11 protein-coding genes, 1 tRNA gene and 2 pseudogenes are annotated in these 22,215 nt (G+C 63.0%); 10 read left to right on the forward strand and 4 right to left on the reverse strand.

Annotated features, from left to right (window positions below; all coding sequences use genetic code 11):
* Window positions 1–203: 203 nt before the first annotated feature.
* On the forward strand, window positions 204–1,349 hold the full coding sequence (locus tag FZ934_RS10950; protein ID WP_153271097.1) for an acyltransferase family protein: 1,146 nt from the start codon (window positions 204–206) through the stop codon (window positions 1,347–1,349).
* On the opposite strand, the pseudogene FZ934_RS10955 reads toward FZ934_RS10950, so the two are convergent.
* Window positions 1,346–2,559: pseudogene (locus FZ934_RS10955) on the reverse strand (ROK family transcriptional regulator). The gene FZ934_RS10950 and the pseudogene FZ934_RS10955 overlap by 4 nt on opposite strands.
* A gap of 227 nt (window positions 2,560–2,786) precedes the next feature.
* Here FZ934_RS10955 and xylF point away from each other — a divergent pair.
* The 6 genes and pseudogenes from xylF to FZ934_RS10985 all read left to right on the forward strand — a co-directional run bounded on the left by xylF (window position 2,787) and on the right by FZ934_RS10985 (window position 9,309).
* A complete protein-coding gene (gene xylF, locus FZ934_RS10960) occupies window positions 2,787–3,827 on the forward strand; it encodes a D-xylose ABC transporter substrate-binding protein (RefSeq protein WP_065690824.1) in 1,041 nt (346 codons plus the stop codon).
* 251 nt (window positions 3,828–4,078) lie between these two features.
* Window positions 4,079–5,388 (forward strand): annotated as a pseudogene (locus tag FZ934_RS10965) (sugar ABC transporter permease).
* Window positions 5,389–5,402: 14 nt separating this feature from the next.
* On the forward strand, window positions 5,403–6,185 hold the full coding sequence (locus FZ934_RS10970; RefSeq protein ID WP_016554837.1) for an ATP-binding cassette domain-containing protein: 783 nt from the start codon (window positions 5,403–5,405) through the stop codon (window positions 6,183–6,185).
* A 118-nt stretch (window positions 6,186–6,303) separates the two neighbouring features.
* Window positions 6,304–6,380, forward strand: a tRNA-Arg gene (locus tag FZ934_RS10975).
* Between the two features lie 392 nt (window positions 6,381–6,772).
* Entirely contained in the window at window positions 6,773–7,498 is a 726-nt protein-coding gene (locus tag FZ934_RS10980; RefSeq protein WP_153271098.1) for a hypothetical protein, read from the forward strand.
* 287 nt (window positions 7,499–7,785) lie between these two features.
* The gene (locus FZ934_RS10985; RefSeq protein WP_153271099.1) at window positions 7,786–9,309 is read left to right on the forward strand and encodes an aldehyde dehydrogenase (NADP(+)); all 1,524 of its coding nucleotides are present in this window, start codon (window positions 7,786–7,788) and stop codon (window positions 9,307–9,309) included.
* A gap of 184 nt (window positions 9,310–9,493) precedes the next feature.
* Here FZ934_RS10985 and FZ934_RS10990 read toward each other — a convergent pair whose 3' ends face one another.
* Window positions 9,494–9,841 (reverse strand): hypothetical protein, encoded by a 348-nt coding sequence (locus tag FZ934_RS10990; RefSeq protein WP_153271100.1) that lies wholly within the window; start codon window positions 9,839–9,841, stop codon window positions 9,494–9,496.
* 41 nt (window positions 9,842–9,882) lie between these two features.
* On the reverse strand, window positions 9,883–10,968 hold the full coding sequence (locus FZ934_RS10995) for an NAD(P)H-dependent flavin oxidoreductase (RefSeq protein WP_153271101.1): 1,086 nt from the start codon (window positions 10,966–10,968) through the stop codon (window positions 9,883–9,885).
* Between the two features lie 592 nt (window positions 10,969–11,560).
* On the opposite strand from FZ934_RS10995, the gene FZ934_RS11000 reads away from it, so the two are divergent.
* Window positions 11,561–16,609, forward strand: a complete 5,049-nt coding sequence (locus tag FZ934_RS11000; protein ID WP_153271102.1) for a beta strand repeat-containing protein — start codon at window positions 11,561–11,563, stop codon at window positions 16,607–16,609.
* Window positions 16,610–16,667: 58 nt separating this feature from the next.
* Here FZ934_RS11000 and FZ934_RS11005 read toward each other — a convergent pair whose 3' ends face one another.
* Complete coding sequence (locus tag FZ934_RS11005; RefSeq protein ID WP_153271103.1) at window positions 16,668–16,883, reverse strand: DUF1127 domain-containing protein; 216 nt, start codon at window positions 16,881–16,883, stop codon at window positions 16,668–16,670.
* 102 nt (window positions 16,884–16,985) lie between these two features.
* Here FZ934_RS11005 and FZ934_RS11010 point away from each other — a divergent pair, with 102 nt between their 5' ends.
* Together FZ934_RS11010 and FZ934_RS11015 are read left to right on the forward strand one after the other, a co-directional pair.
* Complete coding sequence (locus tag FZ934_RS11010; protein ID WP_153271104.1) at window positions 16,986–17,861, forward strand: LysR family transcriptional regulator; 876 nt, start codon at window positions 16,986–16,988, stop codon at window positions 17,859–17,861.
* Window positions 17,862–18,355: 494 nt separating this feature from the next.
* Window positions 18,356–22,192 (forward strand): beta strand repeat-containing protein, encoded by a 3,837-nt coding sequence (locus FZ934_RS11015; RefSeq protein WP_153271105.1) that lies wholly within the window; start codon window positions 18,356–18,358, stop codon window positions 22,190–22,192.
* Window positions 22,193–22,215: the final 23 nt, after the last annotated feature.

Raw genomic sequence — 22,215 nt, forward strand, 5'->3', positions numbered from 1 at the left:
CGGCCATTTCTCGTTCAAGAGTATTGGCAAACAAAAAAATGCGCCCTCGTCCGGCACTGCCAGCCGCCTGATGCGCCTTGTACATTAGCGGATTTTACGCACGTCTGCCGTGCATTCTACAGCGCGCTATTCATATTATTGACTTGGTTTCCCTCAAAAGATCGCCAACTTATCGCAACCTCCGATAAATGGGAAACCAGACGATGGCGGATGTATCTGGCTCTTCGGGGCGAATTGGCAGTCTCGATGGCTTGCGCGGCATCGCCGCTTTATGGGTGCTGATCGGGCACGCAATGCTGCTCACCGGCTGGCATTTGCCGCTGATCGGCGATCCCGATCTCGGCGTCGATCTCTTCATCATGTTGTCGGGCTTTTTGATGGTGTTTCACTATCAGCTGCGCCAGGAAAAGGAGCCGTGGTCGGAGATCTCGACATGGTCGAATTTCTGGACCCGCCGGTTCTTCCGCATCGCGCCGCTCTATTACGTGATGCTGGCAATCGCCATTGCGCTCGGCCCCGTCATTTTCGAAAGCCGCATGGTGATCGACCATTTCCTTGAGGTCACCCCGCAGCAGCCCGAACGCTATCTGGACGGCAGCCTCGAGAATGTGCTGCTGCATGTGAGCTTCCTCTTCGGCCTGTCTCCGGCGCACGCTTTCCGCACGCCGCTGCCGGATTGGAGCATCAGCCTGGAAATGCAGTTCTATGCAGTCCTGCCGTTCCTGATGCTCTTCATCCACAGGCTCGGGTGGCTGCGCGGCAGCATCGGCATCGTTGTAACCGGCATCGCGATCGCCATGGCGACGCGCCTCGTCGGGATCAATTTCCCGATGCCGGCCTTCCTGCCGCTGAAGATGCACGTCTTCGCCGCCGGCATGCTGCTCGCGGGAGCCCTCAACGTTTCGAGCGGAAGGGCTTTCGTCCACTTCCTCCTGGCGCTGGCCTTCGTTGCCCTGCCGATCGGCGGCGGCATGACGATGCTGCGCGAAGTCGTGCGCCTCGGCCTCGTCGTCGCTTTCTTCGCGCTGATCTTCCACGCGCATCTGCCGCGCCCGCTGGCAAACCCGCTGAACCGGATTTCCGATTTCATGGGCAATCGCTTCTGCCACGAGCTCGGCGAGCTGTCCTTCGGCGCCTATCTGATCCATCTGCTGGTCATGCAGCCCGTCATCGCCTACCTCATCAAGGCGCACGGGCACGACATCAGCGACTTCCGGCGCTTTCTGCTCTCGATCGTGATCACCATCCCGATCGTCTATGCGCTGTCGGCGGTGGGGCACAAATTCATCGAGATGCAGGGACAGAAGATCGGCAGGACACTCACCCGACGCAGGACATCTGCGGCTTAGCCGGGGCCCCCCTGCACAATATCGCCGTCGATGACGGACAGTGCCTGGTTGAGATGGCCCTCGAACACCAGCAGCGGTTCGTCGAACACGACGCGCAGCTCGGGCATGCCCTGCATCCGCACCATGTGCGACTGGGCAAGCCCCTCCTCGATCCCCGGCCTGAGGAGATCGTAGTAGCGCGTGCCGGGCCCGGTGATCGCGACCGGCATCCGTTCGGTGAGGCTGAGCAGCCGCGATAGGCCGTTTCCGAGCGCCACGCCCGCCTGCCGAAAGGCAAAGGCCGACATCCGGTGGCCCTGCCGCGCCCGCGCCGCGATCTTGTCCAGCTCGGCAACCGGCACGAACTTCGCCGGGATCGTATCGAGCGGCACCTCGAAGGCCATGCGCAGAATGGCATAGAAGCCGGCATAAGCCTCGATGCACCCCTTGCTGCCGCAACGACAAAGGCCCCATTGGCCATGTGCAGCATATGTCCGAAATTTGGAGCCGAGATTTCCTGCTCCCCCGGTCCGCTACGCCTGACAATACCGAGACCGATGCTATGTCCGAGCGACAGCGCCGCAAGCGACCTGAACTCGGCCGGCCGCGCATTCTCCTCATGCGCGCCGAGCGCTGCGGCGACAAGCTGCGTCTCGTTACCAAGGATGATCCTCGCCTGCCAGGCGGGCCGAAGAGCCGATTCGAAATCGATCTGATCGCCGCCGAAGATCGGCGACCAGACGAGCACGGGGTCGGTCGCATGCACCAGCCCCTTGCTGCTGATCGAGATCAACAGCACCTTCTCTTGGCGAAGCTTCGAGCGCGAAAGAATGCGCGCAAGCCCCTCCTGGACGGAGGCGACAAACCGCTCGGCGCCCGCCGGATCATGCGACCGTTCCTCGCTGAAGCGGTCGATCAGTTTGCCGGCGTAATCGACCAGCGAATATTGCACACCGTCCGATGAAATGACCACGACGATCAGGTAGCCGCAGTCGCGCCGTTGCCGAAACAGCACCCGCGGACGGCCTCGCCCGCTGGCCGATTGCTGCTCGGATTTCTCAATGATCTCAGCCTTTTCCAGGTCGGCGGTAATGGCCGAGATCGTCGCCGAGGACAGCTTCGTGAAGTCCGCAATTTCGGTATGCGCCAGCGCGCCGTGTCTGCGAAGCGCTGACAGCACGAGCACGCTGTTTCTCTGCCGGACCAACTCCGTGCTCGACTTGGTCAGCATATATGCCGGCCCTCTCCCCCTTGCATTCCGCCCTCGTTCACACCGTATCTCCAGCAACCTTTCCGCGTAGAAAATTAAGCTGGTAGTGCGGTGTTGACAGTTGAAAAAATCTCTGACACTAAATTTCTCGACTGTCGAGAAAATAATTTGAACCTTCTCGTCAGCGAACCGCGGCGGCCGGAGGAACCACTGGCTGGGGCTGGCCGCAATCCACTCGGGAGGACATTATGAAGTCAATTTTGAAGCTGATGGCAGGTGCTGCCATCCTCGTATCGGTGCATACCGCCGCAATGGCTGCCGACCTCGTCGTCGGCGTTTCCTGGTCGAATTTCCAGGAAGAACGTTGGAAGACTGACGAAGCCGCCATCAAGAAGGCCCTCGAAGCCAAGGGCGCAAAGTACATTTCCGCTGATGCACAATCGTCTGCCGCAAAGCAGCTCACCGACGTTGAATCGCTGATCTCGCAGGGCGCAAACGCACTCATCGTTCTCGCTCAGGACAGTGACGCAATCGGCCCGGCCATCGAAAAGGCTGCTGCTGAAGGCATTCCTGTCGTCGGCTACGACCGCCTGATCGAAAACCCCGCTGCCTTCTACATCACCTTCGACAACAAGGAAGTTGGTCGTCTGCAGGCTGAAGGCGTGTTCAAGGTCAAGCCGGAAGGCAACTACGTCTTCATCAAGGGCTCTTCTTCCGACCCGAACGCGGACTTCCTGTTCGCCGGCCAGATGGAAGTCCTGAAGGCCGCTGTTGACGCGGGCAAGATCAAGAACGTCGGCGAAGCCTACACCGACGGCTGGCTGCCGCAGAACGCGCAGCGCAACATGGAACAGTTCCTGACCGCCAACAACAACAAGGTCGACGCCGTTGTTGCTTCCAACGACGGCACCGCCGGCGGCGCTGTGGCTGCTCTCGACGCACAGGGCATGGCAGGCACCGTTCCGGTGTCCGGCCAGGACGCCGACAAGGCTGCTCTGAACCGCATCGCGCTCGGCACCCAGACGGTTTCCGTCTGGAAGGACAGCCGCGAACTCGGCAAGCGCGCTGCAGAAATCGCGCTCGACCTCGCTGGCGGCAAGACCATGGACAAGATCGACGGTGTAACCACCTTCGATGGCGGCCCGAAGAAGGTGAAGATGCAGTCGATCTTCCTGAAGCCGCAGGCAATCACCAAGGACAACCTGAACGTCGTCATCGACGCCGGCTGGATCTCCAAGGCTGAAGCTTGCCAGGGCGTAAAGGCCGGCAGCGTCAAGGCTTGCGACTAATCCTCGCCAGCTGAACCAACACACCGGCGCCGTGGCGATCTCGCCGCGGCGCCGGATGCGGATGGAGCCCCAATGAAGCGCTCCCCGCCTCGCAACGCACCGCGAACGCTTTGATTCCCTGCCGCAACGATGCCGCCCCTCGGGCGGCCGCTTCGGAAGTCTCTCGGTGGTCGATTTGAAGAACAGGGCACCTCGGCAAGGGCTTTCGGCCCCCGCGCCAGAGCCCAAACAGTGGGGGAAACGGCAAACCCATGGCAAACATCACACAATCCTCATCGGGCCATCCGCGCTCGGCGGAGGGCAACGCTTTCACGCGCTTCCTGCGCGCAACCGAGATCGACACGCGCCTGCTCGGCATGGTCGCGGCGCTGCTGGTCATCTGGATCGGCTTTCATCTCTACACCGGCGGGCTCTTCCTGACGCCACGCAACCTCTGGAACCTCTCGGTCCAGACCACCGAGATCGCGGTTCTCGCGACCGGCATGGTGCTCGTCATCGTCACCCGCAACATCGACCTGTCGATCGGCTCGATGCTCGGCCTCGTCGCCATGATCATGGGCGTCGTCCAGGCGAAGTTCCTGCCGCAATATCTCGGCTTCGACAATTCCTGGACCTGGCTCATCACGCTGGTCTGCGGCCTGATCGCCGGAACGCTGATCGGCCTCTTCCAGGGCGTCATCATCGCCTTCCTGGGCGTCCCCTCTTTCATCGTCACGCTCGGCGGCTTCCTCGCCTGGCGCGGCCTTGCCTGGTACGTGACATCGGGCCAGACGGTCGCCCCCTCGACACCACCTTCCGCATCATGGGCGGCGGTGCCGAAGGCTCCGTCGGCGCCACATGGAGCTGGATCATCGGCCTTGTCGCCTGCGTGCTGATCATCGTCGGCATCATCGGCTCGCGCCACCAGCGCAAGCGCTTCAACTTCCCGCGCCGGCCGCTCTGGGCCGAGTATTTCCTTGTTGTTCTCGGCTGCGCGCTGGTGCTCGGCGCCATCTGGGTCTCGACCATCTATTACTGGCCGGTTGCGATCGCCAAGAAATACGCCGAAGCCAACGGTATCGCCTGGCCGGAAACGGGGCTCTTCATCTCCTACGGCATCGCGGTGCCTGTGCTGATCGCCGTTCTCGTCGGCATCGTCATGACTTTCATCGCCACCCGCCTGCGCTTCGGTCGCTACGTCTTCGCGATCGGCGGCAACCCTGAAGCGGCAGAACTTGCCGGCATCAAGACCCGCTGGGTCGCGGTCCGCATCTTCGCGCTGATGGGCTTCCTGGCAGCCGTTGCCGCGGCGATCTCGACGGCCCGCCTCAACGCCGCCGCCAACTCGCAGGGTACGACTTACGAGCTCTACACCATCGCGGCGGCCGTCATCGGCGGCACCTCGCTTGCCGGCGGCACCGGCACCATCGCCGGCGCGATGCTCGGCGCTCTGGTCATGCAGTCGCTGCAGTCCGGCATGGGTCTCGCGAACGTCGATACCCCCATACAAAATGTCGTCGTGGGCGCCGTGCTCGTCGTAGCCGTCTGGCTCGACACCGTCTATCGCTCGCGGTCGAAGTAAGAGGAGTCCTAGATATGACTGATCAACGCGCTCCCCTTGTGGAACTGAAAAACATCTCGATCTCCTTCGGCGGCATCCATGCCGTGGACAATGCTTCGGTCGATCTCTACCCCGGCGAAGTCGTCGCCCTTCTCGGCCATAACGGCGCCGGCAAGTCCACGCTGATCAAGATCCTGTCGGGCGCCTACAAGCGCGACAGCGGCGAGATCCTGATCAACGGCGAGCCGGCCGACATACGCAATCCGCGCGATGCCAAAAAGTATGGCATCGAGACGATCTACCAGACGCTCGCCGTCGCCGATAACGTCGACGCCGCCGCCAACCTCTATCTCGGCCGCGAGATCCGCACCAAGTGGGGCACCCTCGACGACGTCGCCATGGAGGCCTCGACGCGCGAGGTGATGGGTCGCCTCAACCCCAACTTCCGCCGCTTCAAGGAGCCGGTGAAGGCGCTCTCGGGCGGCCAGCGGCAGTCGGTGGCGATCGCCCGCGCGATCCTCTTCAACGCCCGCATCCTGATCATGGACGAGCCGACGGCAGCCCTTGGGCCGCAGGAGACGGCTCAGGTGGGCGAGCTGATCAAGCAGCTGAAGAAGGAAGGCATCGGCATCTTCCTCATCAGCCACGACATCCACGACGTCTTCGACCTCGCCGACCGCGTCTCGGTCATGAAGAACGGCCAGGTCGTCGGCCACGCCCGCACCGAGGACGTGACCAAGGACGAGGTGCTCGGGATGATCATCCTCGGCAAGGTGCCCCCCAAGGCCATCCCCGGCCCCGGCGCCATGCAGGTCTGACAACAATCGGTGCGCCGTTTGCAAGAACGGCGCACTTTTCAATTTTGGAGATTGATGCTGGCGAGAAGCTAGGCTAAGAACCACCCATCGGACAGGCGATTCAAACCGCCTCAGGCATGCACCCGTAGCTCAGCTGGATAGAGTGTTGGATTCCGATTCCAAAGGTCACAGGTTCGAATCCTGTCGGGTGCGCCACCATTTCGCGGCATTGACCAGGGACAAGTGGGCTACGCCTTCGCGCTTGGCACCGCTCTAGACATTCTGTGGCGCGGCGCTGTCTTGTGGACAGATCAGCGCCAGCTTTTGGACACCAAAACAGGATCCGTGAGTGTCGGGCACTCGGCTCAAATCAGACAAACCATTCTCTCAACATTTTATGACAGATTTTGGCTCAGATCAGCATTCAAAAGAATGACAACCTCGGCCTTTAAAATTCCCGCATAAAGAGTAACTTCGGGGCTCGTTTGCAGCAAGCGTTAGGCGCAATACGCGATACGACCGCATTGGTCTTATGCCCGCCTATCAAGGCTTAGAGTTAAATCTGAAATCGGCGCCTTCCTGACATTGCGCTAGTACGCGGAGTAGAAATGATCCCCGACAAGGAGCCTCGATATGAATTGCCGAGGCGGAGCTTTATCGCCGGGTTGGCGGCTCTTCCCGTGGTCGGTTGTGCGGACTCGGAAGTTGCCGTGGTGCGCTATCGTGTCATTGCAACGGTCAACGTGGATCATAAGCTCGTGCAGGCGTCTACTGTCATGGAGGCCAGATATGTCCGTGTGAAGCACAGCCTGTCTGGAGCAGGCGGCGCAACCCGGCTTTACGGCGAGGCTTTGATCTTCGATCTACCGGGCGGTCGCACCTTTTTCATTTTGCCGATTGAACATCAAGAGACCAACGCATTGGTTTCTGTTTGGGAGACTGCAATTCTTCGGACTCTCGGAGTAACAAGCGGCATTGGTAGTCTTAGCGACGCAGATCTCATCCGGCTATCGACGGCCTCCGGACGATTGCCGTTTCAATATTTTGGACGATTCCCGGCTTTCATATCGTTCGATGATGAACACGACCCAAAGTCAATCGTCGAAGTTGATCCGCAAAATCTCGGGCGCAAGTTTTTCGGCACCACATTTCAGAGCCTTGAAGTCGAGATCACTGACCAGCCGGTTACAGAGCGGCTTCGTGCGAGACTTCCATGGCTGAATTCAAAGCAGCAGGTCTTCGAAAGGCCGCCTAGTGGGCTCGCGCATTTAAGCGACCCCCTAATCGGTCACCACATCACAACAGCACACTTTTTTGGAAGTGGGAGTAGATAGGGGTGCATCGTATCAGGAGGTAATGACGGTGCCGGGCACAGGCACTGACAGAACCTTCTCCACACTCTTCAAACTCGGATCATCGCTTCACGTCCTAGCTCGTCCGGACCAATAAACCGTAAACTGGTGATTGAATTACTCCGTGAACGTCAAACCGTGTCCGGCATACGACCATCTGTCCCCACCCTCACCAACCCAACGCCCCCAAATAAACCGCCCCGCTTGTAGTGAAACCCGCCAGCCGACCACCTATATGCGGTGCCTGCAATCTGAAAAGGAAATCGAACATGACCATCAACGGAAGCCTGCTGATCGCGGGGTCGCAGAAGCGCGGCACGGCTGGCGAGTTCTCCGGCGTCGAGGCGATCAGCGGCAAATCGCTTCCGATCTCGTTCGGCGGGGCGTCGCCGGACGATGTCGAGGCGGCCGCTGCGCAGGCGTGGGAGGCTTTCGCTTCCTACCGTGAAACCGACCTCGAGACGCGGGCACGCTTCCTGGAAACGATCGCCGAGGAAATCGAGGCCATCGGCGATGAGCTGGTCGTCCGCGCCATGGCAGAGACCGGCCTTGCGCGCGGTCGGCTGGAAGGCGAGCGGGCGCGAACGACGGGCCAGCTTCGCCTGTTTGCCAAGGAAGTGCGCGCCGGGCGTTTCCAGGAGCTCCGTTTCGATGCCGGCGATCCGTCCCGCAAGCCTGTTCCGAAGCCGGATCTGCGGTTGAGAAACATCCCGGTCGGACCTGTCGCAGTGTTCGGCGCATCCAATTTTCCGCTCGCCTTCTCGGCGGCGGGCGGTGACACGGCCTCGTCGCTCGCCGCCGGTTGCCCCGTGGTCGTCAAGGCGCATTCGGCGCATCCTGGAACATCGGAACTCGTCGGCCGCGCCGTCCAGCGTGCTGTCGCCAGTGCCGGTCTCCATCCCGGAACCTTCTCGCTTCTTTTCGACACCGGCTTCGAGGTCGGGCAGTCGCTGGTCGCCGATCCGAGAATTCGCGCTGTCGGCTTCACCGGGTCGCGTCGCGGCGGCACGGCGCTGATGGACATCGCCTCGCGCCGGAAGCAGCCCATTCCCGTCTATGCCGAGATGAGCAGCATCAACCCGGTCATCCTCTTTCCGGGCGCCTTGAAGAGCCGCGCCGCCGACATCGCCGCCTCGTTCGTGTCGTCACTCGTCCTCGGCGCCGGCCAGTTCTGCACGAACCCCGGCCTCATCCTTGCCGTCGGCAACGAGGATCTGGACGCCTTCATCGCCAAGGCGGCGGAATTGCTGCCCGGCGTCGGGCCGCAGGCAATGCTCACACCCTCGATCGCCAAGGCCTATAGCGAGGGCGTCGCAAGGCTGCAGCGCCATCCCGAGGTTCGGGCCGTCGCCGCCGGCAAATCCGGAAGCGAGTTCGAAGGCACGGCGGCATTGTTCGAGACGTCGGCCGACGCATTCCTCGCGCACCATGAACTGCAGGACGAGGTGTTCGGCGCAGCCGGGCTGGTCGTTCGCTGCAGCGACCTCGCTCAACTCGAGCAGGTGCTGGACAGCCTGGAGGGTCAGCTCACCATCGCTCTTCACATCGCCGGCGAAGACGAGCCCGAAGCCCGGCGCCTCGTTCCGAAGCTCGAGATGCTTGCGGGACGCCTGCTTGTGAACGGATTTGGAACCGGCGTCGAGGTGTCGCCGGCCATGGTTCACGGCGGCCCCTACCCGGCGACCGCCGACGGCCGCTCGACCTCGGTCGGGACACTGGCGATCTACAGGTTCCTGCGGCCGGTCTCCTACCAGGACTTCACGAGCGCGCTGCTGCCGGACGCTCTCCGCTAAGCGCAAAAGGCGTCGGTCGAGACGATCGACGCCAAAGCCTTGCTGCATCCGAAAGCGCCGGCATTGTCGGCGCTTTCTTTTTTGGCCGAAGATTCGTCTTTGATGGTCGCATCCTCGGCCAACGCGTTAGGACAAGACGAAGGCGTATTCGCCGGCGCTTACCTCGGTGTAAGGCGGCCGCCCTTCATTTGTGCGCGGGTTTCTTAGGGCGTTCTTTCGCCGCTCCCCAGAAACTGAGCCGCGCATCCGGCGCTTCATTGTAGACAGCGATTTCCATATGCGCGCGAAGCTTGCTGCGAAAGCGCGAAGCGTTGCGGGCTCCCCATACGCCGATGAAGCATGCCCCGGACGCATAATTCTTGAAAACCGCCGCACCATCAAATGCGGAAGACAGGCCGCCTTCGCCAAACACGCCACCGGCGCCGTAGACCGCAACGACACGGTCCAGCTGTGCAACGCTGACCACCGTGCCCGCGGAAGGCGCGAAACCCGCACTTCTGAAAAGGTAGACTTGGCAAGGAAGCGTTGTCATCCGTTGACCATATAGGGATCACAACGCGCCGCAGGTCGCGCCTAGCGCGCCGTTCGGGCCTCGATGACCTCGAGTGCGCTCTGGTAGAGCGTTCTGGTCAACTCCGCCGTCCCCATTCTCGGTGCCAGGCGCGCGGCCTGCCCCGACCAGAGATTGGTGAAATCGTTCCGCGACGCCGCCTCGGCCTTTGCCCGGATCGGCGCAAGAGCCGCACCGGCTGTCGGAAACGCCGGCGCGTTCTCCGATAGGGGACCAAGTTCGCGCATCAGCCGATTGACGACGCCTCGCGCGGGGCGGCCGGTGAAGACGTTGGTGACGGTGGTGCTGTCATCGCCGGCGTCGGCAAGCGCCTGCGCATGCACTGCCGGTATCTTCGCTTCGGGGCAGAACAGATAGGCGGTGCCGACTTGCACCGCGGAGGCGCCAAGCATCAGCGCCGCCGCCACCCCTCGCCCATCCGCAATACCGCCGGCAGCAATGACGGGCACCCGCACGGCGTCGACCACCTGCGGCACCAGCGCCATCGTCCCGACCTGCGTCGTCATGTCGTGCGTCAGAAAGTTGCCGCGATGGCCGCCCGCTTCAAAGCCCATCGCAATAACGGCATCGACCCCGTTGTCCTCCAGCCAGAGGGCCTCGGCGACGGTCGTGGCCGAGGATACGATCCTGGCGCCGGTCGCCTTCACGCGGTCTACCAGCGCGTTGTCGGGCAAGCCGAAATGGAAGCTGACGACCTCCGGCTTGAATTCCTCCACCACCTCGCAGAACGCCGCATCGAACGGCGCGCGCCCGGCGCCGGCAACAGGCGCGGCAGGATCGAGGTCAAACTCGACGTAATAGGGAGCCAGCGCCGCCCTCCAGCGCATCTGCGCCACCGGGTCTGCCGGTGGCGTCACATGCGCGAAGAAGTTCACGTTAACAGGCGCGTCGGTCGCCGCACGAATCTTGACCAATGCATCTTTCAACTGGCCGACGCCAAGCTGCGCGCTCGGAAGGGAGCCCAAGCCGCCGGCCCGCGCCGCCTCGACGACCATCTCGATTGTCGTCGATCCGGCCATCGGCGCCTGGATGATGGGAAGTTCGATGCCGAAAAGGTCAAGGATGCGGCGGTCGGTCCAACGCGTCATGTCGGTCTCCAGTCTATGCGAGCATTGCAATGTCATACCGTCCGATCCCGCATCGGTCCATTGCACCTTGGTGTTCGTCGGCGGTAGATCGGCTCTTGTCTAAGAGACCTATTGCCGCGCCCCGTTTGCCGCGAAGGACGGCAGCGTCGCCAGTCTCGTAGAAGAGCGGGAGGGCCGCTAAGCCCACGAATGTTCCCATCCGCAGCCCGACAGATAAAACCTGCAAATAGCGTTAATACAAAATTAAAAACTGATGAATAGATATTCCTACAGTTGCAAAGGCTCCTGCCGGCGCGTCGCCCGCAATGCTGCTCAGGCAGCGTGAGGGATCTTACCTGCCGGTCCCGTTTTGCGTCCGGATAGTCCAAGGATCACGGTCGCTCCGCGGCCACGGGCGCATGATGCCCCTTCGATCTAACGGCTCCAGCGAGCCATGTTCCGCATTGCATTCTAGCCACCGCCTGGATCGCGGCGCTTTCGCGCGCGCATGCGGGTGATCTGCCCATGAGCGCAAGCCGCGCTCAACCGGCCGTTTCAGCGCCGAGGGTGGAAGATGAGATATTGATAAGTTAATGCCGGGGGGCCCGCGTCCATGACCTCAATCGTTTCTTCGCTGCAGATCAAGTCGCTTGCGACATCCGCGATCGCTGCACTTTCCGCCTCCGAGGTCGCCGCCCTCAGCATCAGCCAGATCAAGGCACTGAGCTCGAGCCAGGTCGCGGCCCTGAGCGCCGAAGATGTCGCCGCATTGAGCTCGTCCCAGATCGGCGCGATTTCGGCCTCGGCGGTCGTCGGTCTCGGGCTCGACCAGATGCAGGTGCTTTCCGCGAGCCAGATCGGCGGTCTCTCCGCCGCTCAGGTCACCGCACTTTATGCCAGCCAGATCGAAGCCCTGTCGGCCTCGCAGGTCGAAGCGCTTTCCGCCACGCAGATCGGGGCGCTGTCGGCTGAAAAGCTCAACGCCATGGCGCCGGACGAACTGGCAACCTTCTCCGCAGCAGAGATGGGGGCAATTGGCATAAAGGCGCTGGCAGGGCTCTCGGAAGAACTGCTCACCTCGCTCGGAACCGACAAGCTTGCCGCATTGAAGGGCACCCAGCTCGCGGCGATGACGACAAGCCAGATTGCCCTGCTCAGCGCATCGCAGATCGGCGCGATCGGCACCTCGCAGATCACCTCGTTGAGCGCAAAGCAGATTGCCGCGATTACCACCGACGCGGTCACCGGCCTCACATCCGGCCAGATCGGCGTGCTCTCGAAGGTCCAGATTGCGGGACTGACGACCGCACAGCTCGGCGCGCTGGAGACGTCGCAGATCCAGGCGCTCACCTCGGCGCAGATCTCGGCACTGAGTGCCGACGACATCAAAGCTCTGTCCCAGGAGGATATCGGCACATTTACGACCGCCGAGCTGGCCGCAATCTCCACCAAGGCCCTTACCGGCCTTCAGACCGAAATCTTCGCGGGCTTCGCCTCCTCGCAGATCGCCGCGCTCACGAAGGCGCAGGTTGCGGCCCTCAGCACCACGCAGCTCGCGGCCATGGGACCGGAGCAGCTGGGCGCCCTCTCGGCTTCGCAGATCGCGGGCCTGAGCGCCAAGCAGGTTGCAGCGCTGCCAACCGAGGCGCTTGCAGGCCTGACCACCAGCCAGGTCGCATCGCTCTCCAAACTCCAAGTCGCAGCACTGACCTCGGAGCAGATCTCGACGCTGGAATCCAGTCAGCTCGAAGCCCTGACCAGCAGCCAGGTCGCTGCTCTTTCAGCAAGCCAGGTCAAGGCTCTGTCCGCCGAGGATCTGGCCGCATTCCGCCCGGATGAGATCGCGGCTATCGCGGCAAAGTCCCTTTCCGGACTGACCAGCGAAACATTCGCCTCGCTTGCCTCCTCGCAGATCGCCGCCTTGACGAAGACCCAGCTCGCGGCCCTCGCCACAGGTCAGGTTGGCGCCCTTGACGGCGAGCAGCTGGGCGCCCTCGCGGCCTCGCAGATATCAAGCCTCAGTGCCAGACAGATCACGGCCCTGACCACGGATGCGCTCGCCGGCCTGACCACCAGCCAGGTCGCGTCGCTGTCGAAAGCCCAGGTCGCAGCTCTGACGACCGATCAGATCGTCGCGCTGGGATCGTCGCAGCTGGAAGCCCTGACGAGCAGCCAGGTGGCAGCGCTGTCGGCGAACCAGATCAAGGCGCTGAGCGCAGAAGACCTTGCAACGTTCCGCCCGGATGAGATCGCGGCGATCGCGGCAAGATCCGTGACCGGACTATCCAGCGAGACACTCGCTTCGCTTGCCTCCTTGCAGATCGCCGCGCTGACGAAGACGCAGATTGCCGTCTTCAGCACGAGCCAGATGGCCGGGATCGTCGGGGAACAGCTGGGCGCGCTGTCGAGCTCGCAGATCGCAGGCCTCAGCGCCAGGCAGATCGCGGCACTGACCACCGACGCACTCTCTTCCCTGACGACCAGCCAGATTGCCTCGCTCTCCAAGGTCCAGGTCGCGGCCCTCTCGACCGACCAGGTCGCCGCGCTCGAATCGAGCCAGCTCGAAGCCCTGACCAGCAGCCAGGTCGCGGCCTTCTCGGCCGAGCAAATCAAGGCGCTGAGCGCCGAAGACCTGGCAGCGTTCCAACCTGATGAAATCGCTGCGATTGCCGTAAAATCGCTATCGGGTCTTTCGTCCGACACGATCGCCTCGCTTGCCTCGTCGCAGATTGCGGCAATGACGAAGACGCAGATCGCATCCCTCGGCACCAGCCAGATAACAGCCCTGGACTCCTCAAAGCTCGGCGCCCTGACAAGCTCGCAGATCACGGGATTGAGCGCCAAGCAGATCACGGCGCTGTCGACCGATGCCCTTGTCGGCCTCAAGACAAGCCAGATCACGGCGCTGTCGGCGGTTCAGGTCGCAGCACTCAGCACGGCTCAGCTCGGCGCGCTGGAATCGTCGCAGATCGAAGCGCTGACCTCGCCGCAGATTGCCGCTCTGACGGCCGATGACATCAAGGCTCTCTCCGCTGACGACATCGCGACCTTCACGACGGATGAGCTTGCCGCAATTTCGGTCAAGGCACTCTCTGGTCTCGGTACCGATACCCTTGCAACGCTCGTCTCGTCACAGATCGTGGCCCTGACGAAGACGCAGGTTGCGGCGCTGAGCACCGATCAAGTCAATGCATTGAATTCCGAACAGCTCGGGGCACTGCAGATCGCCGGCCTGAGCGCCAAGCAGGTTGCGTCTCTGACGACGGATGCGCTTGTCGGTCTGACCACCAGCCAGGTTGCCTCGCTCTCCAAGGTCCAGGTCGCGGCTCTGACCTCCGACCAGATCACCTCGCTGGAATCCACCCAGCTCGAAGCCCTGACCAGCAGCCAGGTCGCATCGCTCTCGGCAGCCCAGGTCAAGGCGCTCTCGACCGACGACCTCGCTGCCTTCGCAACCGACGAGATCGCCGCCATCAACGTCAAGTCCCTCTCGGGCCTCGACACCGCAACGGTCACCTCGCTCGCCTCCTCGCAGATCGCAGCCCTCTCCAAGGCTCAGATCGCGGCGCTCTCAACCGGCCAGGTCGCCGCCATGGGCTCCGACCAGGTCGCCGCCCTCAACAGCTCGCAGATCGCTGGCCTCAGCGCCAAGCAGGTTGCTGCCCTGACGACGGATGCGCTTGTCGGCCTGACCACCAGCCAGGTTGCCTCGCTCTCCAAGGTCCAGGTCGCGGCTCTGACCTCCGACCAGATCACCTCGCTGGAATCCACCCAGCTCGAAGCCCTGACCAGCAGCCAGGTCGCATCGCTCTCGGCAGCCCAGGTCAAGGCGCTCTCGACCGACGACCTCGCTGCCTTCGCAACCGACGAGATCGCCGCCATCAACGTCAAGTCCCTCTCGGGCCTCGACACCGCAACGGTCACCTCGCTCGCCTCCTCGCAGATCGCAGCCCTCTCCAAGGCTCAGATCGCGGCGCTCTCCACCGGCCAAGTCGCGGCCATGGGCTCCGATCAGGTTGGTGCGCTTTCCTCCGCGCAGATCGCCGGTCTTAGCGCCAAGCAGGTTGCCGCCTTCACCACCGACGCCATCGTCGGCCTGACCACCGAAGGTGTCGCCGCCATCTCCAACGCCCAGATCACCGGCCTCACCTCCGGCCAGCTCTCGGCCCTCGACACCTCGCAGGTATCGGCCCTGACCAGCAGCCAGGTCAGCGCCCTCAGCGCTACCCAGCTCGGATCGCTCTCGACCGACGATATCGCCACCTTCACCACGGACGAAGTGGCCGCCATCGCCGTCAAGTCGCTCTCCGGATTGACCACCGATCAGGTCTCGTCGCTGACAAGCGACAAGGTCGCGGCCCTCAAGACCGCACAGATCGCTGCTCTCTCCACCGATCAGGTCCACCTCCTCGGCTCCTCGCAGATCACTGGTCTTGCCTCGTCGCAGATCAGCGCCCTGACCGCCAAGCAGGTTGCCGCCCTGACCACCGATACCGTCGCCGGCCTCAGCACCAACCAGATCACCGGCCTCACCAAGGTCCAGATCGCGGCTCTCACCACCGATCAGGTCGCAGCCTTCGACTCCGCGCAGGTCGACGCCCTGTCGAGCGCTCAGATCGCGGCCCTGACCTCCGGTGACCTGGCGGCCATGTCCTCCGACGAGATCGCAACCTTCTCCACCGACGAGATCGCCGCCATCAGCACCGGCGCCCTTGGTGGCCTGCAGACCGACACGCTCTCGACGATGGCCTCCTCGCAGATCGCCGCCCTCACCAAGGCGCAGCTCGCAGCCCTCGGCACCGGTCAGGTCGCCGTCCTCGGCTCCGAGCAGCTGGCAGCGATCAACAGCTCGCAGATCACCGCCCTGACGGCAAAGCAGGTCGCGGCTCTGACAACCGATGCGGTTGTCGGCCTCACCTCCGCTCAGATCGGCGCGCTGACCGCAACCCAGGTCGCAACCCTGAACTCGGCACAGCTGCAGGCGCTCGACTCCACCCAGATCGAAGCCCTCGGCAGTGCCCAGGTCGCCGCTCTCAGCTCCGGCCAGCTGCAGGCGCTGAACTCCGACGATATCGCCTCCTTCTCGACCGACGATATCGCCGCCATCAGCACCAAGGCACTTGCCGGTCTCGGAACCGACATCCTGTCGGGAATGGCCTCCTCGCAGGTCGCTGCTCTCACCAAGACGCAGATTGCATCCCTCTCCACAGGTCAGGTTGCAGCCCTCGTCTCCGCACAGATCAGCGCCATCGACACCGCTCACCTCTCAGCCCTCACCGCAGCTCAGGTCGGTGCCCTCACAACCGATGCTCTCGTAGGTCTCGCTTCCAGCCAGATCAGCGCTTTGACGGCAAAGCAGGTCGCAGCGCTGAGCTCCGAACAGGTCGACGCGCTGAACTCGGACCAGGTGGCAGCGTTGACGAGCCTGCAGATCGCCGCCCTCAGCGCCGATCAGATCGGAGCGATGTCGGTCGAGGAAATCGGTACATTCCAGACCGACGAGATCGCCGCGATTAGCACCAAGGCATTATCGGGTCTGACGACCGAAGATATTGCCGGCCTGACGACCGAGCAGCTGGAAGCCTTCACCGGCCAGCAGATCGGGGCGCTGAGCGGTGATCAGGTGGCGGCTCTTGTCGCGGCGCGCTATCAGGACAGCTAAACGGAGCTCGCGGCACGCGATCTGCGTGCCGCCACCCGGCCAAATTGATCGGTTCGATCTAGTCCCGGAACCACGACTTGCCGATTTCCGCACGCGCCTCGCTGCGCGTGACCCCGATGTCGTCAAGCTGGTCGCCGGTCAGCTCGGCGAGTGAACGGCGGCCCTGCCGCTTCTCAGCCAGTTGCCTGAAATAGCGGACGACCCGCCCCCAAAGCCCGGCGGCCGTCCCTGCTTCTACGCCCGTTCTCGTTTGTTCTCCGACGTTATCAGCCATGGCACTCTCCAAACTGCAATCAAGATGATCGTTCGAGATAACGCTGGTTCCGCTCGCCAATGAAGATTATGGTTTTAATGCAAATCATAAGGATTTCTTTTATTGCTAAATCTGGACCAGCTTGCGACCTTCGTCAGCGTCATCGAACACGGCAGCTTCACCGCAGCCGCCGAGAAGATCGGCCTGACGCAACCAGCCGTCAGTCTGCAGGTAAAGCAGTTGGAGCAGCAGCTCGGCGTCCGACTGATCGAACGCGTCGGCAGGCGGGCGCAGCCGTCGCCTGCCGGTGCCGAACTGATCGCCCACGCGCGGCGTATTCTCGCCGAATGCGAAGCAGCGAGCGAAGCGATGGCGCCTTATCGGGAAGGTTCAATCGGACGCGTCAGGATCGGTAGCGGCGGAACTGCCTCCGTCCACCTGCTGCCGCGCGCCATATCGGCCGTCAGGAAGAGCATGCCGGGCCTCGAGGTGATCGTCCGGATCGGCAATACCGACGAGATCCTGCGGGCACTCGAAGCAAACGCGCTCGATCTCGCGGTCGTCACACTCCCCGCGTCCGGCCGGTCGCTTGAGGTCGAGCCTTTCTATGAAGACGAGATGCTGGCCGTAGCGCCGGCCGGGAGCGCCATGCCGGCGGGCGGACCCGATGCCGCCTTCCTGCGCGACAAGGTCCTGATGCTCTATGATGGCGGCAACACCCGGGCTGCGACGGACAACTGGTTCGAGGCATCAGGCGTCGGCTGCGAGCCGATGATGGAATTCGGCAGCGTCGAAGCGATCAAGGAGCTTGTCGCCGCCGGGCTCGGCTGGTCGCTGCTCCCAGGGCTGGCGCTGAAGCGCGATACCGCCGGCGCGCTGGTGACGTCGTCGGTCCGCCCTCCTCTCATCCGAAAGCTCGGCATGGTGATGCGGCGCGACAAGCATCTGACGCGCGGGCTCCGCGAAGTGATCAAGTGTCTTCGCAATGTCGAGAGCTGACGAAGTCGACCTGAAGCCCTGTCACAAAGTCACACAGGGCTTCGATTTCCCCAAAAATGGTAGAAAAGCCGCTGTCTCATAGATGAACGGCTGTGTCCCCCGTTAATCCAAAATTAAAATCTAATGAATAGATATCGTGGTGGTCGTGAGGGTTCTGTCGAAGGACGACGCCCGCCGTTTTGCTTAGGCAAGGTTGCGAAGCGCTGTAGCCAACTCCAGAAGCCTGCGTCCACTGGCGTAGGGATCAGGGTCGTTTTGGCCCTGGGCGCATGATGCCCTTCCGATGCGCTGGCTCGTGCGAGCCATGTTCCATGCAGCATTCTTTTCTCCGACAGGACGCTTGCGTTGTCGATGCCTTGGGGGCTTCGGCGTGCAGGTAAGCTGCCCGTGGGCGCAGGACGCGCTCCAGGCCGCGATGGATGGCATTGTGTCCGTCTACGAGGTCGATGGCAGGGAATGACGTTTTGATCAGTTAACACCAGGGGCGCGCGTCCATGACCACCATTGTTTCATCGTTGACCATCAACCAAATCAAGTCGCTATCGACCGCTTCGATAGCTGCGCTTGCGTCTTCCGAAATTGCGGCAATGAGCGTAAGCCAGATCAAGGCGCTTAGCTCGAGCCAGGTTTCGGCACTCAGCACTGATGACGTTGCTGCACTAAGCTCGTCGCAGATCGGCGCCATTTCGGCCGCCGCTGTCGTAGGCCTCAGCCTCAGCCAGATGGAAGTTCTGTCTTCCAACCAGATCGGCGGCCTTTCCGCTGCCCAGGTTACCGCACTTTACACCAGCCAGGTCGAAGCGCTCTCCTCCTCCCAGGTTGAAGCGCTTTCTTCCGTTCAGATCGCCGCTCTCAGCGCCAACCAGCTGAAGGCATTGTCCACGGACGAGCTCGCAACGTTCTCCACCGATGAAATTGCCGCCATCAGCGTCAAGGCGCTGGCCGGCATGACGACGGAACAGGTCGCATCGCTGACCACCGACAAGCTGGTGGCTCTGAAGGGCACGCAGCTCGCAGCGCTCGCAACGAGCCAGATCGTGGCACTCGACTCCGCACAGCTCGGCGCTCTCACGACCTCCCAGATCACCTCGCTGAGCGCCAAGCAGGTCTCCGCTCTGACGACCGATAGCATTGTCGGCCTAACGTCGGGCCAGGTCGGCGCCCTCTCCAAGGTTCAGATCGCTGCTCTGACGACGACGCAGCTCAGCACCTTCGACACGGTGCAGGTTCAGGCCCTGAGCTCCGCTCAGATCTCTGTTCTGACGGCGGAAGACATCAAGGCCCTGTCTTCGGACGATATCGCAACCTTCACCACCGATGAGCTCGCTGCCATCTCGGCCAAGGCTCTTGCCGGCCTCAGCACCGAAACCATCTCGACCTTCGCTTCCTCGCAGGTCGCAGCTCTGACGAAGACGCAGCTCGCAGCACTGAGCACGACTCAGGTTGCATCCATGGGCTCCGACCAGGTCGCCGCCCTCAACAGCTCGCAGATCGCAGGTCTTAGCGCCAAGCAGGTTGCGTCCCTGACGACGGATGCGCTTGTCGGCCTGACCACCAGCCAGGTTGCCTCGCTCTCCAAGGTTCAGGTCGCAGCCCTCACCTCCGGCCAGATCACCTCGCTGGAATCCACCCAGCTCGAAGCCCTGACCAGCAGCCAGGTCGCATCGCTCTCGGCAGCCCAGGTCAAGGCGCTCTCGACCGACGACCTCGCTGCCTTCGCAACCGACGAGATCGCCGCCATCAACGTCAAGTCCCTCTCGGGCCTCGACACCGCAACGGTCACCTCGCTCGCCTCCTCGCAGATCGCAGCCCTCTCCAAGGCTCAGATCGCGGCGCTCTCAACCGGCCAGGTCGCCGCCATGGGCTCCGACCAGGTCGCCGCCCTCAACAGCTCGCAGATCGCTGGCCTCAGCGCCAAGCAGGTTGCGTCCCTGACGACGGATGCGCTTGTCGGTCTGACCACCAGCCAGGTTGCCTCGCTCTCCAAGGTTCAGGTCGCGGCCCTGACCTCCGACCAGATCACCTCGCTGGAATCCACCCAGCTCGAAGCCCTGACCAGCAGCCAGGTCGCATCGCTCTCGGCAGCCCAGGTCAAGGCGCTCTCGACCGACGACCTCGCTGCCTTCGCAACCGACGAGATCGCCGCCATCAACGTCAAGTCCCTCTCGGGCCTCGACACCGCAACGGTCACCTCGCTCGCCTCCTCGCAGATCGCAGCCCTCTCCAAGGCTCAGATCGCGGCGCTCTCCACCGGCCAGGTCGCGGCCATGGGCTCCGATCAGGTTGGTGCGCTTTCCTCCGCGCAGATCGCCGGTCTTAGCGCCAAGCAGGTTGCCGCCTTCACCACCGACGCCATCGTCGGCCTGACCACCGAAGGTGTCGCCGCCATCTCCAACGCCCAGATCACCGGCCTCACCTCCGGCCAGCTCTCGGCCCTCGACACCTCGCAGGTATCGGCCCTGACCAGCAGCCAGGTCAGCGCCCTCAGCGCTACCCAGCTCGGATCGCTCTCGACCGACGATATCGCCACCTTCACCACGGACGAAGTGGCCGCCATCGCCGTCAAGTCGCTCTCCGGATTGACCACCGATCAGGTCTCGTCGCTGACAAGCGACAAGGTCGCGGCCCTCAAGACCGCACAGATCGCTGCTCTCTCCACCGATCAGGTCCACCTCCTCGGCTCCTCGCAGATCACTGGTCTTGCCTCGTCGCAGATCAGCGCCCTGACCGCCAAGCAGGTTGCCGCCCTGACCACCGATACCGTCGCCGGCCTCAGCACCAACCAGATCACCGGCCTCACCAAGGTCCAGATCGCGGCTCTCACCACCGATCAGGTCGCAGCCTTCGACTCCGCGCAGGTCGACGCCCTGTCGAGCGCTCAGATCGCGGCCCTGACCTCCGGTGACCTGGCGGCCATGTCCTCCGACGAGATCGCAACCTTCTCCACCGACGAGATCGCCGCCATCAGCACCGGCGCCCTTGGTGGCCTGCAGACCGACACGCTCTCGACGATGGCCTCCTCGCAGATCGCCGCCCTCACCAAGGCGCAGCTCGCAGCCCTCGGCACCGGTCAGGTCGCCGTCCTCGGCTCCGAGCAGCTGGCAGCGATCAACAGCTCGCAGATCACCGCCCTGACGGCAAAGCAGGTCGCGGCTCTGACAACCGATGCGGTTGTCGGCCTCACCTCCGCTCAGATCGGCGCGCTGACCGCAACCCAGGTCGCAACCCTGAACTCGGCACAGCTGCAGGCGCTCGACTCCACCCAGATCGAAGCCCTCGGCAGTGCCCAGGTCGCCGCTCTCAGCTCCGGCCAGCTGCAGGCGCTGAACTCCGACGATATCGCCTCCTTCTCGACCGACGATATCGCCGCCATCAGCACCAAGGCACTTGCCGGTCTCGGAACCGACATCCTGTCGGGAATGGCCTCCTCGCAGGTCGCTGCTCTCACCAAGACGCAGATTGCATCCCTCTCCACAGGTCAGGTTGCAGCCCTCGTCTCCGCACAGATCAGCGCCATCGACACCGCTCACCTCTCAGCCCTCACCGCAGCTCAGGTCGGTGCCCTCACAACCGATGCTCTCGCAGGTCTTGCTTCCAGCCAGATCAGCGCGCTGTCCTCGGCTCAGGTTGGCGGTCTGAAGAGCGATCAGCTGGCCTCGCTCGACACCGCACAGGTTTCGGCACTGACCAGCAGCCAGATCGCGGTCCTGTCGGCAACGCAGATCGGCGGTCTCAGCACCGACGATATCGCTACCTTCACGACGGATGAGCTTGCTGCCATCAACACGAAGGCCCTGGCCAGCCTCTCGACCAGCACGATCGCCGGACTGGAATCCTCCCAGCTCGTCGCTCTCTCGAAGGCTCAGGTCGCCGCTCTGACGACGACGCAGGTTGCCACCCTGGCCTCCAGCCAGATCGGCTCCCTGACGACCGAGCAGGTCGGCGCGCTGACGGCGGCTCAGGTTACCTCGCTGACCACCGATGCCGTCACAGGCCTCGGCAGCAGCCAGGTTGCGGTTCTGACGGCAAACCAGATCGCTGCACTGAGCAGCGGCCAGGTAGAAGCGCTGAACTCCGATCAGGTCGCAGCTCTGACGAGCTCGCAGATCGGCTCTCTGAGCTCCACCCAGCTCGCCGCGATGTCCTCGGACGAAGTTGCGACCTTCCTGACCGACGAAATCGCAGCGATCAGCACGAAGGCTCTGGCCGGACTGTCGACCGACGATATCGCCGGCCTGGCAAGCAACCAGCTCGAGGCCTTCACCAGCCAGCAGGTCAGCTCGCTGAACGCCGATCAGGTCGCGGCTCTCATCGCAGCCCGCTACCAGTAATCTGAAATCCTGCGGCGCGGAGA

This window comes from Rhizobium grahamii (assembly GCF_009498215.1).
Classification (GTDB): Bacteria; Pseudomonadota; Alphaproteobacteria; order Rhizobiales; family Rhizobiaceae; genus Rhizobium; species Rhizobium grahamii_A.